This is a genomic window from Fibrella arboris, from assembly GCF_041321095.1.
In the GTDB taxonomy this organism is placed as follows: Bacteria; Bacteroidota; Bacteroidia; order Cytophagales; family Spirosomataceae; genus Fibrella; species Fibrella arboris.
Genome location: NZ_JBGGWE010000002.1, coordinates 585,700 through 600,663 on the forward strand (window position 1 = coordinate 585,700; position 14,964 = coordinate 600,663).

Below are 14,964 nucleotides of genomic sequence, written 5' to 3' on the forward strand. Positions count from 1 at the left end.
GGCTTGTCTGCATGTAGGGCAGGTTTACGCTTTTAGAACACTTTTTCTACAGCCGTGCGGATCTACTGCATTGGCTGTTTACGACAAACCACATGGAAACAACGAATTCCCCATCTACGGCTACCACACCGCAGGAAGTAAATACAGGCCCCGGCTCAAAAGAAAGTACACACCGGTCTGATATACAGAGTACAACCGAGTTAAAAAGAGAGTTACCGAAACGAGATGAATCGTTATTGACACCCGAAGAGCTGCGTATTAAAGAAGCGTTTCAGGATCGGAACTGGAATGAAATCAAAACAGCCGATTCGTGGGTAATTTTTAAGGTACTGGCCGAATTCGTGGAAGGGTTCGACAAGTTGGCCCAGATCGGTCCCTGCGTGTCTATTTTCGGATCGGCCCGCACTAAACCCGAGAATCCGTACTACAAAATGACCGAAGAAATTGCGGCTAAACTAGTGCGTCACGGCTATGGCGTGATTACCGGCGGTGGTCCGGGCATTATGGAAGCAGGCAATAAAGGGGCATTTGAACAGGGCGGCAAATCGGTGGGGCTGAACATTAAACTCCCTTTCGAGCAGCATAGCAACATTTACATTGACCAGGACAAGAACATCAATTTCGACTTTTTCTTCGTTCGCAAAGTGATGTTCGTCAAATACGCCCAGGGGTTTGTGGTCATGCCCGGCGGCATGGGCACGCTCGATGAATTGTTCGAGGCCCTGACGCTGATCCAAACCAAGAAGATTGCCCGTTTCCCGATTGTTCTGGTGGGCAAAACGTACTGGAAAGGGTTGATCGACTGGATCGTGGAGACGATGCTGAACCAGGAGCACAATATCAACCCGGAAGACATGAAACTGATCAGCGTGGTTGACACGCCCACTGAAGCCGTAAAGGTGATCGACGACTTTTACGATAAGTACCTGATGAAGCCAAACTTCTAGACAACGAACAATGGCTCTGCCCGGAAACGTACCTGAGCAGAGCCATTACTCGCTACTACTGATTAATAAAACACCTCTGTCTTGTTGGTTTCCAGCGCTTCGATGAGTTGCGCGTAAGGCCCCGATTTGGCGTCGTTCTGCGTGAGCGGGTTGCTGCGGATATAGAATTTTTTCAGGTTCCTTAGCCCAATCAGTGAAGTTGGCAGCGTTTGAATGTTGTTATGGCTGATATCGACCGACTCTAACGTACCCAGCCCCGCCAACACGTCGGGCACGTTGCTGAACTGGTTGTAGCCAATGTCGAGTATGCCCAGTGACCGGAGTTTAACGAACGAACCGGGCAACTGGCTCAGTTTGTTGTGGTGAACAAAAAGCGTGTTCAGGTTTCGAAGCCGGGCCAGCTGAGGGGGCAGCGAAGCCAGGTTGTTATTCGCTACGGCCAGTTGTTCGAGTCGTTTCATGCGCCCCATCTGCCGGGGAAGTTCAGTCAGCTGGTTGTAGTACAGGTCCAGCACCACAACGTGTTTCAGTTTCCGAATCTGTCTGGGCAGGCTAGTCAGACCGGCGTTGTAGAAGTTCAGGTCGTTGAGCTTCCGCAGGCCGCGCAGGGGTTTAAGCGACACCTCCGTGAGGGTGTTGTTGCCCATCCACAAACTCTCCAATGCCTTACAATTTCGTACCGATGCCGGAATACGCGTCAGTTTATTCCCCTGAAGGGTGAGCGCCCGCAGGTGCGTATTCTTCGGAATAAACACGCTATCGTTGCCAATCTGATTGAAGAGTACATTCAACCGTTTGAGGCTCGGAATATCGGTGATGAGTCGGGCGGGTAATTGGGTCAGCTGATTTTTAGACAGATCCAGTTCTTCCAGATTCGGGAAGCGGTACACTACATCAGGTATCTTACTGAGGGCCAACTGGTTGACATGCAAATACTTCACTGTATCGGGCCGGGTCGTTGTGCGAGCGGCTTCGAGGGTGCTGATGGTGCTGTCGCCGGTGCGCACGAGCCGTTTTTCGCTGTAGAGCGGCCGACCGTAGCTAGTCCGGTACGTTGTCTGGTAAGGTGTTGAAATAGTAGCAGGCAAGGGGGTTGCCTGATAGAACACAGCAAGCCGGGTGACCAACTCCTGAAGCAGTTTGTCGGGAACGATGCCTGATGGTTGTAGCAGCACCCACTCCACTGTTCCGTTGGCCCGGACATATTCGGTTAGCTGATAAGAAAAGCCATAGCCGGGTACCGGCCCCTGTTTTTCGATCGACTCGCGCCGACTACGGTCAAAATCGCTACGCGTCCTGAACAACGCTGTACGCTGTTCGGCTGTCATTCCGTCGTACAACTTATTGACGGGTGGGTACCGCGCCTCCAGTTTGGCTGGACTGATCCCGTATTTCGCGGTATCGGCGCGAAGTAGTACCGTCACCTGCGCCTGGGCGGCGATAGTCAGGAGCAACGACAGAGCGAGCACAAACGGCAGTGTTTTCATACATGAATTCAGATACGTTTACGTGAGTGGATGCACCACTCGCCTCTATTCCATAAACCAGTGGGTAAACACCGCCCTCATTTTTTAGTCCAGGCGATACATGGCTAGCGGTGGCAATGCTGCGTAGCGGCCTTCGTTGCCTCCTCATGTTTAAACAGCTTCCCCATCTGAAAATCCTCGCAGGCGCCTGCTGCGTCTTTCAGCTTGAGTTTAGCCATTCCCCGTCGATAATAGATCTGCCCGTCCTGCGCGGCCAGTTCCAGCGATTTCGAGTAGGCGGTTATGGCATTTTTGGCGTCTCCCAAAGCGTCGAAAATTGAGCCACGAGTATCATACAGATTGGCTCGTTCAGGATTCAGGCTGATAGCCTGATCACTGGCTGACTGTGCTTCTTTGTACCGAGTTAGCTGAAGCAGTACCTGCGCTTTTTTGTTGTAGTAAATGGCATAGGTCGAATCCAGGCGAATCGCGGTATTCAGGTTGCGCAGGGCATCGGTCAGTTTGTTTTCAGACAAGTCGAGTTGAGCCAGATTATAATACGCCGGGTTGTAGTCGGCTTTCAGCTTTATCGTGGCCTGGTAATCGGCTCGGGCACGTTTGTAATCTTTCTTGTCATCGTAAAAAAGCCCACGGGCATTCTGGTATTCATGTTTATCTGAAGCCAGTTCGATGGCTTTTGTGAAGTAGTTTGCCGTGGTGTCTGAATAATCTTCCGATGCCTTGCCACACAAACCCAGGTAATAGTAGCTCATCTGCGACGACGGATTTAACGTCACGGCTTTCAGTAAATCCGTTTTAGCCCGGTCGTACTGGTCATCGTCGTAGAGTATTACGCCCCTGTTCTCGTACGCAAGGGCCAGGGCCGAATCAAGGGCTATGGCGCGCGTGAAGTCATCAAAAGCACCTTGTTTATCGCCCAGCCGATACTTGGCCAGCCCCCGATTATTGTAGGCGATCACTCCGGTGGAATCGCGTTGAAGGGCGTACTCAAAATCGGCCAATGCCCCGTAATAATCGCCTGTTTCCAGTTTGCTGAGACCACGCTGGTTGTAGATAGTCCAGTCGATCAGCATCAGCTTTGCGTTCATCAGTTTGGTAAACAGGGCCATTGCTTCTTCGTGCTTGCCGACCCGTTGCAGGGCCTCTGCTTCCTGGATCAGTTTCTGTTGAGGCGAGTCTGATAACACGGCCCTGTAGGACGCGCAATTTTTGCTCAATTCTTTTGAGAGCAACAGGCCGATTTTCTGCCCTACTTCGGTATACCCCTCCAGGTTGTTGTCTGCCAGAACCTGCGCACCATGCTCGGTGAACTCGTCTTCAAAACAGGACTTAAGCGCCTCGGCGGGTGCCTGCTTTTCGAGCTGTTTTTTACGGAGGCATTCGCAGATCTGATTACTCAGGAATGTCAAGGATGGCTCATTGATAATTGGCTTGTCGGGCGTTTGGCCGTAGCAGGCGGCTGAGATAAGTAACAGGCTGAACAGTTGCGGTAAGTTAAGCGACATTGGTTTTCAAGAACTAGTGTTTGATTAGTTTAAATTGACTGCGCCGCCCCGCCTGCTCAGCGGTCAGGATGTAGACACCCGCCGGTACGTTGCTCAGGTCGATGCGATGGCTCATTTTTCCCTGCCGTACTGCCCCCGCCGACTGATGAACCAACGTACCGGCGGCATTGTAAATGCCAACCAGCACATCGCCCCAGCCAGGTACGTCGCCGTCGAGTTGAAGCCAGCCTGCGGTTGGGTTGGGGTAGGTACGTAGCTGCAAGGGCAACTCTGGTTCGGTGGCCAGCAGTTTGGTCACCGTGATCAGGGCCGTGCCGGTGGCGGTACCTACCCCGCACTGGCTGTTGCTGACCTCCGTTAGCCGGAAACCTGCGGTCGTATCAGGCTTCACGGTAAGCGTATAAGGTGTAGTTGAGGCGGTAAACGCACGTGGCCCGAAAAAATCAGTCACCACAAACCGCCAGGGCGGCGTTCCGGTAAAGGCTACGCTGATGCGCGTTGAATCGCCTTTGAAAATGGACGAATTGCCGGTCAGCGTACCTGTTGGCGTCTGACGCACAGCAACGTTCTGAGCCACCGAAGCCCCCAGGTGCTGCGGACTACTTGAGCCTACCCGAAGGATGTAGCGGTCACTATCGGGTGTGCCAGCCGGTATGGTTACGGTCAGTTGCGACGCGCTGCTTATCGTTGGCAGGGTTCGCATGGTGGCTCCTGTTGAATCGGTCAGGTAGGCCGTAAACGTATTGGTTGTGCTGAATACACCAGTAGTGCTCAGATAAACCTGATACGTTTTTCCCGTGCAATATGGACCGCCGTACAATGTGGGTCGAATGGTTACGCTCGCCGCCGGAATCACCGATACCGAATATAGGCCCGTTGCCTGCCCCGCGCCACATTGATTGGCTACACTGACAAGGGAGTAACTACCCGATCGGGTGATTGTCACGGGAAAGTCATAGATGCTGTTGCTGGGATTGAGCACCGTCTGCCCGGCGGGCGAAGTCAGCGTGAGCGAGTACGGACCGATCGACGTTGATGAGAGCCGCAGATATTGGGTGTCGTTTTCGTAAACGACCCCAGTCCCGCTTTGCAACAGCGTGACACTCACCGGTGCATTTACCGGGAACGTAAATCCATTCAGGACGGTTGCGGGCGCTGAGGCTTCTAGCTGGATGCTGTACGAACTAGGTTTCAGCGAATTGCTTAGCGTAAAGGTATACACCCCACTCAGGGCCGTGGTTTCGGCCAGCAGCGATTTCGCCGATGAGGTAGCATAATTATCGATCAGGTAAATCTGGAGCTTGTTCCCTTCGGAATAATCACCAGCGGCGGCATAGGTGAATGACACTGTTTGCCCCACGCAGGCACTGGCCCGGTTGGTTCGCAGCAAGGTCAGGTAGGGCCTTTCGGTGACCCTCACCGTACCGGTCGCCTGCCCGTAACCACACGAATTGACCGCACTCACTACGCTGTACGTCCCCGGCTGACTCAGGTAGTAGCTGCTTCCACTAGTCGACCCTCTGGCCGTGACCACGGCAGACCCACTGAACAGGATAACCGTAGCGTCGAGCGACATACCGATTAGACTGACTTCAACGGTAGAAAAAGTACCCCTGACAACCTGTATAGCCGTTGCGCCACTGGGGGTAGTGAGCAACACACTCGGGGTAGTCTGAATCGGGAGCTTACTCGTGTAAGGGGTACCCGCTACCAGGGTTCCGTTAAACAGGTAAGCCACCCGATAAAACACCTGTTTATTCACGAACGAGGCTGGTACAGTCACCGATAACGGGCTGGTTGCGCCGGCAGTAGGCGCGGTTTGCCAGGTCTGCAAGTCCTCCGAAAACTGAACGATAAGCGAGGCGCTGGCAGGCACACTGCCAAACTGTACATAGGGCACCAACAAAGGCGACTGTATACAAGCCCGTAACGGATAAACTGCCTCCGTTCTGATCAGCGAGGGAACCACCTCTATCTTAGGAGCCAGTGACGTGCCCGTTGCCGTAGTGCCACATGCATCCGTTACCCGAACGAGGCCGAAGTTGCCAGTCGTGGTCGGTTGGTAGGCGGTCTGGAAACTATAGTCGGTCCGGCCTTTAACCCCATTGGCCAGTTCGTAGTCGTATGGCGCTCGTCCGCCAGTAAAGTTGTAAGAGGCCGTGATACGCTGGCCAGCCGCAATGGTCAGCGATCCGGCAGAACCGTCGGGAAGCCGTTCTGACAGCGATACACTGACTGATGGCGAATAGCTGACAAAGAAGGTCTGCTCATTACTCCGGCTCACCGGGCTGGTCGATGACACCCGAACCCGATACGTACCCGACAACGTGGGCAAGACAAATGAGATCGATTCGGCCGTTGAAAACGACTGCACGGTCGCCCCGGTGAAATTCCCGTTCGGCCCCGATACGTCGAGTTGAAACTGGTTATCGGCATTGAACGTACCGGTCGTATAGAGGTTCAGTTGCTGGCGGCTTCCGGGGCAGAAGTTGTTATAGGGGGTGCTGTCTACGGGGCGAATCACCAGGCCCGACGGTTGACCCGACGGACTTTGCACCGTCACCGTAATGGCGGGCCGGGTGGTGGTGATCGGCCCAACGCCGCACTCGTTACTGATCGATACTACCGAGAACGTGGTTGTACCTGTTACATAAACCGGTAGAAACGTTTGGCCGCTGGACGTCTGCGAATAGCCGCCCGTGAGCCCGATTCGTACGCCTGTATTGAGCAGTAGTTGCGTGGCTCCTCCCCCAAAATAGGTTGCTTCGAGCGACACATCGCCGGCCGTACTCACGGTCTGCTGGTCTCTTGCGAAGCTAAAAATCGGCTTTGTCTTGATCGTTAGTGGCAGGTTCGTCTGGGTCAACACGGTATCGACCGTGGCGTTTACCAGTTGAATGGCCTGGTTCTGAAACGGCAGTGACGTTACAGGCGTGAAGGTCAGCTGGCCCGGCTTATCCGACAACGCATCGGTAACGTACCCAAACCCGTACCGTACCCTGAGCCGACTGGGGAGGGTGTAGCCCGGTGTAGCCGTGTAATACATCGTCACGGATTGACCAGTACAGATGTCGCGGGTCGACAGTGAATCGATCCGCAGGCCGGGACGTACCTGTACTGTCGCCTGGCGTGTTCCGTAACTGACGCCTTCATAACAGGTACCCGCATATGAAACAATGCTGTACGACGTTGTTGTTGACGGAGACACTGGCGTGGCATTCGCTCCGAAGGGGCTATAAAAGCCATCGAACCCCATTTGCCTGCCATCGCTGAGCACTACATTACCCGACCCAGTTCCCGTATAACTGAGTATCAGCGAGGCCTGCCCACCAAAATCTATCGCGGCCGGATCAACCGAAAGAGACAACCGGGGCGCTGATTCCAGGTTGAACGTGCTGCCATCCCGGTAATACGCCGAAATGCCGGCATTTTTTGAAAAAATGCGGAGCCGGTAGCCGTTGGAAAACGTGCCGATGTATTGTTTCGGCAGGGTAACCTGTAAGGGACTGGTGTTGCCCGTAACAGGCAAGGCAATAGACCGGTTGCCTTCATTGGTGCTGATGAGTTCAGCCTCGAATACTGTATTGGGTGGAAGCGGCGCGCTGGTCGAAAAATAAACGGGTAACTGAGCACCCAGACACAGTCTTTCGTTCCCCCGTGCCACTAGCTGGAAACCGACCGAATTGACCTGCACCGTAGCACTGCCACTCGCCGTGCCCGTTCCGCAGGCATTTTTCACGCTCGCTACGCTATACGTGGTGGTTTTAGCCGGATTAACCGGATAATCGACTGCACCGTAGTAGTTACTTGGCTGTACAAAGCGTGTACTGTCTTGAAGGGTCATAGTGTAGCTGCCCTCTCCCGTCAGCACAATCGAGAGATTGACCGTTGAATAGGGGTTCACCGAAACAGTGCCCGTAGAGCTGCTCAATAGCCGGGCCGTTGGTGTGGTAGCAATCCTGAACGAGTAACTGGCCGGGCTGACAACCACAGGCTTAGTGGCCACCACACGATAGACATAGTTACTTTCTGGCGTGCCGGGGTAAGGCAGCGTGATAGAAGCCGGGCTGCTGGTGAACGACCCTGGCAGATCGACGTAGGTGCTTCCAAAGTTGCTCGACAGTTGTACCCGGAAGCTATTGTCGGCCGCAAACGTACCTGAGGTCGTGAAGGAAACGCTCAGCACCGATCCCGCGCAACCGCCACTCAGGCCATACTGCTCCTGAAGGGTGATCGATTGTGCGTTGACCAGGCAAGAAACAAACAGAAATAAAACGCTGAGTAAGTAAACATTTCGCATGGTGTAATGATTTGGCAGTACAATATGAAGTCGACAAGATGCAAAAACTGGGCACATGACGCAAGAAGAAAAGTGAAGTAAATGGGTTAATAGGTATACAGGTAAAAAGGTAATTGGTCACAGCCCTTCACCGAGTCACCCAATTACCCAATCAACCAAACAACCAATCACCCATTACTCCGTATCTTTGCCCCCTCAAAATCGACCTACACGTACCCAATGACCGCTCCCATTCGCATTGCCCTTCAGAAATCGGGTAGACTCAGCGAAGATTCATATCAATTGTTTAAAGCCTGCGGCATCCGTTTCGATTACGGCACAGGCAAACTCAAATCCGTTTCGTCGAACTTCCCTGCCGAATTCCTTTTCCTGCGCGACGATGATATTCCTGGGTACGTTGAAGATGGCGTAGCTGATCTCGGCATCGTGGGCGAAAACGTTTCCGTTGAAACAGGGCGCGACGTAACCACGGTGCATCGGCTCGGCTTCTCGAAATGCCGCCTCTCGATTGCCATCCCACGCGGCGATACCTACAATGGCCTGGGCGACCTGGCTGGCAAAAGTATCGCTACCTCCTACCCCAATCTGCTGGGAACGTACCTGACCGAGCAAGGCATCAAAGCCGACATTCACGAGATCAGCGGGTCGGTCGAAATTGCGCCGAGCATCGGACTGGCGCAGGCCGTTTGCGACATCGTTTCGTCGGGGAGTACGCTGCTCAGCAATGGTCTGAAAGAGGTAGAGACGATCTTCCGCTCGGAGGCAATCATGATTGCCTATCCCGGTCTGTCGGCCGAAAAACAAACCCTGCTCGACCAGCTGCTGTTCCGAATCAATGCTGTGCAGGCGGCTAAAAATAACAAATACATTGTGCTCAATGCTCCCAACGCAGCCATTCCGGCCATTGCCGCGCTGCTGCCCGGCATGAAAGCCCCCACGGTGACCCCCCTGGCTACCGAGGGGTGGAGTTCAGTGCATTCGGTGATCAACGAAAATGCCTTCTGGGAAAACATCGAAGCCATTCGTGCCGCTGGCGCCGAAGGCATTCTGGTGGTTCCGATTGAGAAAATGATCAACTAGTGGAAACGCAACATCTTGCGGCTCTACTCCTACTGTACCATGCAAATCATTCCATTTCCCGAACGTACCGAATGGCCCCGGTTGTTGGCCCGGCCTACACAGTCGTCAGCACAAATAGAAGCCGTAGTAGCACCGATCCTGACGCAGGTACGTACCCAGGGTGATGCCGCGTTGATCGAGTTGGCTCAACGCTTCGATCAAGTCGATTTATCTGTATCGGGACTAGCCGTTTTGTCTCAGGAGCTGGACGCCGCCGAGAGCCTGTTGAGCGATGAGCTGAAGGAGGCGATCCGGCAGGCCTACAACAACATCCGCACCTTTCACGAAGCGCAGAAACAGCCGGTCCAGAAAATTGAAACCATGCCCGGCGTTACCTGCTGGCGCAAAAGCGTCGGTATCGATAAGGTAGGCATCTACATTCCCGGCGGCACGGCCCCCCTGTTCAGCACCGTACTGATGCTGGGTGTTCCCGCGCAACTGGCGGGCTGTCGCGAAGTAATTCTCTGTTCGCCCAGCAACCATCCGGCCATCTACTTTGCAGCCAAACTGGTGGGCGTCACCAAGGTATTCCGCATCGGTGGTGCGCAGGCCATTGCAGCACTGGCCTATGGTACGGAGACTATTCCACAGGTGTACAAAATTTTCGGGCCCGGCAATCAATACGTGACCGCCGCCAAAATGCTGGTGGCTAAAGAAGGTACCGCCATTGACATGCCCGCTGGCCCCAGTGAAGTGGCCGTGTATGCCGACGATTCGGCTGTGCCCGCCTTCGTTGCCGCCGATCTGCTCTCGCAGGCCGAACACGGTGCCGACAGTCAGGTGCTGCTGGTCTCGACAAGCAAGAAACTCCTCTCGTCAGTCAATCTGGTACTGAGCACACAGATGGACCGGCTTCCGCGCCGCGATCTGGCGGCCAAAGCCATTGACAATAGCAAAGCCATTCTGGTCGAAACGCCCGCGGATGCCCTTGAGTTACTAAATCAGTACGCCGCCGAACACCTGATTTTAAGCGTGGAAAACGCCGAAACGGTGGCTGAGCAGATCACCAACGCTGGGTCTATCTTCCTGGGCAACTACACGCCCGAATCAGCTGGTGACTATGCGTCGGGTACCAACCATACCCTGCCAACCAACGGGTTTGCCCGGGCCTACAGTGGCGTGTCGCTGGATAGTTTCGTAAAGAAGATCACCATACAGCACATTTCGCCCGAAGGCATCCGAAACATCGGGCCCGTGGTAGAAGCTATGGCCGAAGCCGAATCGCTCGATGCCCACAAACGCGCCGTCAGCATCCGGCTGGCTTCGCTGGTGGATTGATTTTGGCTGAAAGTTGTTACCTTGGTAATAGGTATTCACGTTTAGCAAGCAAGTGTGGTAGTCGTTACGATTGCAGTTGAGACGGCCGAAGACGAGGCACGGCTCATTGAGTTTCTGCCAACTGTACATGGGCAGGTAGTCTCTAAAGCTGAAAGAACTCAGCCTGTCAATGACATAGAGGCACGGAAGTAAGGATCTATATCTGCACTAAGACGGCTGGCTGCCCGAGGCGGTGCATCGTCATCTGGTGACGCCGCCGATTGGCAACGGGAGGTTAGAAGTTGGGATCGAGTGCTTGAATGGCTTAATCGGCCTACTATCAACTTTAGTGTTTCAGCTATTTCTCAGGTCGAGGTGCTTGGTTATCATAAATTAACAGGTCGGGATAAGGAAGATTTTGACGATTTCTTTTCAAATACTCCGTCTTATCCCATAACTACCGAAATTATTCAGTTGGCAGTTACCGTGCATCAGCAGTGCAAACGGTCGCCCGCTGATGGTATTATTGCCGCGACCGCACGTAGTCATGGCCTGCCTGTTGTGACGCATCATGTCGACGATTTCTCGACAATTGATGGCCTGACGGTCATTTCATTAGCCGGTATTCTGGCAGAATCCGCTACTTAATCAGGCCGCATTGCGTCATAGAGGGCGGTTTCCTCGTTATTTTTGGGGCAACGTACCTGCTGAAGCCATTGCTGGCAGCGCCCCTGACAATGCCCCATCCTTACGAATCCCTCATTGCCAGTCGACTGAATCTGACGGCAAGATCCGTCGCCAATACCCTCGAACTCCTGACTGGTGGTGCCACCGTGCCCTTCATCGCCCGCTATCGAAAAGAAATGACCGGAGGCCTGGATGAAGTGCAGATCGCTACCATTCGCGACCTGGCCCAAAAGCTTGCCGACCTTGATAAGCGCCGCGAGGCCATTATCGCGACTATTACCGAACAGGGCAAACTTACGCCTGAGCTCCGCAAAAAGCTGGACGCTGCCGACTCGCTCACGGAGGTGGAGGACCTGTATTTACCCTACAAGCAAAAGCGCAAAACCCGCGCTATGCTGGCCATCGAACGCGGCCTGGAACCACTGGCCGACCGTATCTTTAGCCTTCGCGACCCCAATCCCGAACAAACAGCCAGTCGTTACCTGTCCGACAACGTACCCAGCCTGGCTGATGCCCTGCAAGGAGCCCGTGACATCATTGCCGAGCGCATCAGCGACGATGCTGACGCCCGCCAGCGCATCAGAACCCTGTTTGAGCGGGAAGCGATTATCCGGTCGACGGTCAAGAAAGGGAAAGATGCTGACGGGGCTAAATACAAAGACTATTTCGACTTTGCCGAGCCGCTCCGCAAGGTTCCCTCCCATCGGCTGCTGGCCTTGCGCCGGGGCGAGGCAGAGGGTATACTGAACGTTGGCATTGCCCCCGATGAAGAAGCGGCCCTTGACCGCCTCGACCGGCAGTTTGCAGGACGTACCTACGCTGGTGCCACGCGGGCCAGTCAGGAACAGATGGCACTGGCCATCAAAGACAGCTACAAACGCCTGCTACGTCCGGCATTGGAAACCGAATTTGATAACCTCTCAAAAGAGAAAGCCGATCAGGAAGCCATACGGATCTTTGCGGGAAATCTGCGCCAACTACTCCTCAGCCCACCGCTCGGTCAGCAGCGCGTGATGGCCATTGACCCCGGCTACCGTACGGGTTGCAAAACCGTTTGTCTGGATGCGCAGGGTAATCTGCTGGCCGATACCGTCCTGAACCTATTTGCTTCTGACAGCGAAAAACAACGCGCGGCCCAAACCGTTCGGACGCTGATCGATAAGCACACCATCGACGCCATCGCGATTGGCAACGGTACGGCCGGACGAGAAACGGAATCGTTCGTTCAGCACCTCGATCTGGGCAAACCAATTGTAATGGTCAGTGAGCAGGGGGCTTCCATCTACTCGGCCTCGGAGGTAGCCCGGCAGGAATTCCCCGACAAAGACGTGACGGTTCGTGGAGCCGTCAGCATCGGGCGGCGACTGATGGACCCACTGGCCGAGTTGGTAAAAATTGACCCGAAATCGATTGGTGTTGGGCAGTATCAGCACGACGTTGATCAGAATGGCTTGAAAAAGAGCCTGGACGATGTTGTCGAAAGCTGTGTAAACTCGGTGGGTGTTTCGCTCAATACGGCCAGTGCGTACCTGCTTCAATACGTATCCGGCTTAGGGCCGCAGCTAGCGCAGAACATCGTGGCCTACCGGGCGAAGGAAGGCGCTTTTAAAACGCGGGAGCAGCTTAAGAAAGTACCTCGTTTAGGGCCCAAAGCCTTTGAACAGGCGGCTGGCTTCCTCCGAATTACTGATGCCGGTACCGATTCGGGTAAAAATCCGCTCGACAACTCGGCTGTTCACCCCGAACGCTATGAACTGGTGGGCCGCATGGCAGCTGATATGGGCTGTACCGTGGCTGATTTGTTGAAGAAGCCAGACCTCCGCAAGCAGATCAAAGCTGAAAAATATGTGTCAGCCACCGTCGGCCTGCCCACGCTCACCGATATTCTGGCCGAACTGGAAAAACCCGGCCGCGACCCGCGCGAAGCCCTGACGGTTTTTAGTTACGACGACCGCGTAAAAACCATCACCGATCTGCATGAGGGCATGGTGCTGCCCGGCGTCGTTACCAACATTACTGCTTTTGGTGCCTTCGTCGATATTGGCGTGAAGCAGGACGGACTGGTTCATGTATCGCAGATGGCAAACCGGTTCATCACCGACCCGAATCAGGTAGTCAAAGTGCATCAGCAGGTCACGGTGAAGGTGCTGGAGGTAGATACCACGCGCAAACGAATTGCGTTATCCATGAAAATCTGATAGCTTGCAGTGATCGTTCAGGTCTACAACGGGGCCTGAACGTACCTAAAACCTACCCAATTGCTATGCAGCAGATGTTTCCTCTTTTTTCTGCCGTACCTCGTTGGCTGGTTGGCAGCCTGCTTATTTTCGCCGCTTCCTGCAACTCGACTGGCCCGCTCTTCTCATCCAGCCGACCGGCTGCCAAACCGACCCGCTCAGGCGCTGCGAAGCCAACAGCTTCGAAAACGACCAAATCAGCGCCCCCGTTAAAATCTGTCGATTCCAAAACGTATATCAGCCGGTATGCACGGGAGGTAATCAGCCAGGCACGTACCTATACCGGAACCCCTTATCGATCGGGCGGTAACACCTACGACGGCATAGACTGTTCAGGGCTGATCTGCTCGGCTTTTTCGGCTGTTGGTCTTAAAATGCCCCGTATTTCGTGGCAACAGTCTGAGGTAGGCTATGAAGTTGACGTGTCAGAGATAAAACCCGGCGACCTCATCTTCTTCGTGCCCGACCACGGCAAGGCCGGGTACGTCTCCCACGCCGCCATTGTTACGGAAGTGCGCGGCGAAAACGACATCCGCTTCATTCACGCCTCCTCATCACGCGGCGTTCGTGAAGACAACCTCTACGCCAATTACTTCAAAGGCCGGTTTGTGAAAGCATTGCGACCATTCTGACAATCACGCTAGCATGGGGCTTGTTGCCTTCATCTGACAGGCAGCAGTACCTGACAAGCAAAAGCCCTGAAAACATGGTGTTTTCAGGGCTTTTCAATGGAGGTGGAGAATATCGGAGTCGAACCGATGACCTCTTGCATGCCATGCAAGCGCTCTAGCCAGCTGAGCTAATCCCCCATTGCGCCTGCAAAACTAGGGTTTTTCAACTATCCTGTCAAGCAAGCCCGGCGAAAAATATCAGTTTCATTGCTGGCTACGACTCAATCATCTCAGCATCAGCGATGATATAATTCAACTCGTAGATATTATCAGCGTTTAGTTTTAGCGTTCCGCGGAATGTACGGCGTTCGTCGGTCTTGAACTTACGGCCTGGCTTTTTGAACTTCAGCGATACCACTGATTCGGGGCCAGCACCACCGCAGAAGAAACAGGCCGAATACGGAAACGCCGATAGTACATACACATTTGACTCCAGGTCGACCGGAAGCACGTACCCCGTCAGCTCAACGGGCTTACCGCTCATCTTCTGAATGGCAGGACCAAACGTCGGGTAAAGCATGTAAACCGACTCTTCGGCATACCATTTTTTCTTGAACGTTACGTCTCTAAGCGCTTCCCAGGACAATTTCACAGGGTCAGCTACCGTTGGCCTTGTTGACACTGGCGCCACGGATGACGTGACAACCGGACGAAAACTCACCAACCCAATACACAGAAAGACAACGACAACGATGAAGCGTGGCATACTTAAGTAGGTTTTTTGAGGAACTGTAAAGTAAATGTGTAAAGTTTA

Annotated in this window: 10 protein-coding genes and 1 tRNA gene; 6 read left to right on the forward strand and 5 right to left on the reverse strand. The window is 54.0% G+C overall.

What is annotated here, in order from left to right:
• The first annotated feature begins 92 nt into the window (after positions 1-92).
• On the forward strand, positions 93-947 hold the full coding sequence (locus ACAW75_RS04940) for an LOG family protein (protein ID WP_370727567.1): 855 nt from the start codon (positions 93-95) through the stop codon (positions 945-947).
• Positions 948-1,009: 62 nt separating this feature from the next.
• Here the strand turns inward: ACAW75_RS04940 and ACAW75_RS04945 are convergent, their stop codons facing one another.
• The 3 genes from ACAW75_RS04945 to ACAW75_RS04955 all read right to left on the reverse strand — a co-directional run bounded on the left by ACAW75_RS04945 (position 1,010) and on the right by ACAW75_RS04955 (position 8,239).
• Positions 1,010-2,434 (reverse strand): leucine-rich repeat domain-containing protein, encoded by a 1,425-nt coding sequence (locus ACAW75_RS04945; protein WP_370727568.1) that lies wholly within the window; start codon positions 2,432-2,434, stop codon positions 1,010-1,012.
• A 104-nt stretch (positions 2,435-2,538) separates the two neighbouring features.
• The gene (locus tag ACAW75_RS04950; RefSeq protein ID WP_370727569.1) at positions 2,539-3,939 is read right to left on the reverse strand and encodes a tetratricopeptide repeat protein; all 1,401 of its coding nucleotides are present in this window, start codon (positions 3,937-3,939) and stop codon (positions 2,539-2,541) included.
• A 13-nt stretch (positions 3,940-3,952) separates the two neighbouring features.
• Positions 3,953-8,239 (reverse strand): T9SS type A sorting domain-containing protein, encoded by a 4,287-nt coding sequence (locus tag ACAW75_RS04955; protein WP_370727570.1) that lies wholly within the window; start codon positions 8,237-8,239, stop codon positions 3,953-3,955.
• Positions 8,240-8,458: 219 nt separating this feature from the next.
• On the opposite strand from ACAW75_RS04955, the gene hisG reads away from it, so the two are divergent.
• The 5 genes from hisG (at position 8,459) to ACAW75_RS04980 (ending at position 14,171) form a co-directional block, all read left to right on the forward strand.
• Positions 8,459-9,319, forward strand: coding sequence for an ATP phosphoribosyltransferase (hisG, locus tag ACAW75_RS04960; RefSeq protein ID WP_370727571.1), 861 nt, complete (start codon positions 8,459-8,461; stop codon positions 9,317-9,319).
• Positions 9,320-9,358: 39 nt separating this feature from the next.
• Positions 9,359-10,636 (forward strand): histidinol dehydrogenase, encoded by a 1,278-nt coding sequence (gene hisD, locus ACAW75_RS04965; RefSeq protein WP_370727572.1) that lies wholly within the window; start codon positions 9,359-9,361, stop codon positions 10,634-10,636.
• A gap of 291 nt (positions 10,637-10,927) precedes the next feature.
• A complete protein-coding gene (locus tag ACAW75_RS04970) occupies positions 10,928-11,263 on the forward strand; it encodes a type II toxin-antitoxin system VapC family toxin (protein ID WP_370727573.1) in 336 nt (111 codons plus the stop codon).
• Positions 11,264-11,352: 89 nt separating this feature from the next.
• Positions 11,353-13,500 carry a Tex family protein gene (locus ACAW75_RS04975; RefSeq protein WP_370727574.1) on the forward strand — a complete coding sequence of 716 codons (2,148 nt, stop codon included), beginning with the start codon at positions 11,353-11,355 and terminating at the stop codon, positions 13,498-13,500.
• Positions 13,501-13,565: 65 nt separating this feature from the next.
• The gene (locus ACAW75_RS04980) at positions 13,566-14,171 is read left to right on the forward strand and encodes a C40 family peptidase (protein WP_370727575.1); all 606 of its coding nucleotides are present in this window, start codon (positions 13,566-13,568) and stop codon (positions 14,169-14,171) included.
• 103 nt (positions 14,172-14,274) lie between these two features.
• On the opposite strand, the gene ACAW75_RS04985 is transcribed toward ACAW75_RS04980, so the two are convergent.
• Together ACAW75_RS04985 and ACAW75_RS04990 are read right to left on the reverse strand one after the other, a co-directional pair.
• A tRNA-Ala gene (locus ACAW75_RS04985) sits at positions 14,275-14,348 on the reverse strand.
• 76 nt (positions 14,349-14,424) lie between these two features.
• A complete protein-coding gene (locus ACAW75_RS04990) occupies positions 14,425-14,916 on the reverse strand; it encodes a DUF3299 domain-containing protein (RefSeq protein ID WP_370727576.1) in 492 nt (163 codons plus the stop codon).
• Positions 14,917-14,964: the final 48 nt, after the last annotated feature.

Excerpts from the sequence above, each read along its gene's own strand:
- ACAW75_RS04940 (WP_370727567.1), top strand. The coding sequence starts at position 93 with ATGGAAACAACGAATTCCCCATCTACGGCTACCACACCGCAGGAAGTA.
- ACAW75_RS04945 (WP_370727568.1), bottom strand. The coding sequence starts at position 2,434 with ATGAAAACACTGCCGTTTGTGCTCGCTCTGTCGTTGCTCCTGACTATC.
- ACAW75_RS04950 (WP_370727569.1), bottom strand. The coding sequence starts at position 3,939 with ATGTCGCTTAACTTACCGCAACTGTTCAGCCTGTTACTTATCTCAGCC.
- ACAW75_RS04955 (WP_370727570.1), bottom strand. The coding sequence starts at position 8,239 with ATGCGAAATGTTTACTTACTCAGCGTTTTATTTCTGTTTGTTTCTTGC.
- hisG (WP_370727571.1), top strand. The coding sequence starts at position 8,459 with ATGACCGCTCCCATTCGCATTGCCCTTCAGAAATCGGGTAGACTCAGC.
- hisD (WP_370727572.1), top strand. The coding sequence starts at position 9,359 with ATGCAAATCATTCCATTTCCCGAACGTACCGAATGGCCCCGGTTGTTG.
- ACAW75_RS04975 (WP_370727574.1), top strand. The coding sequence starts at position 11,353 with ATGCCCCATCCTTACGAATCCCTCATTGCCAGTCGACTGAATCTGACG.
- ACAW75_RS04980 (WP_370727575.1), top strand. The coding sequence starts at position 13,566 with ATGCAGCAGATGTTTCCTCTTTTTTCTGCCGTACCTCGTTGGCTGGTT.
- ACAW75_RS04990 (WP_370727576.1), bottom strand. The coding sequence starts at position 14,916 with ATGCCACGCTTCATCGTTGTCGTTGTCTTTCTGTGTATTGGGTTGGTG.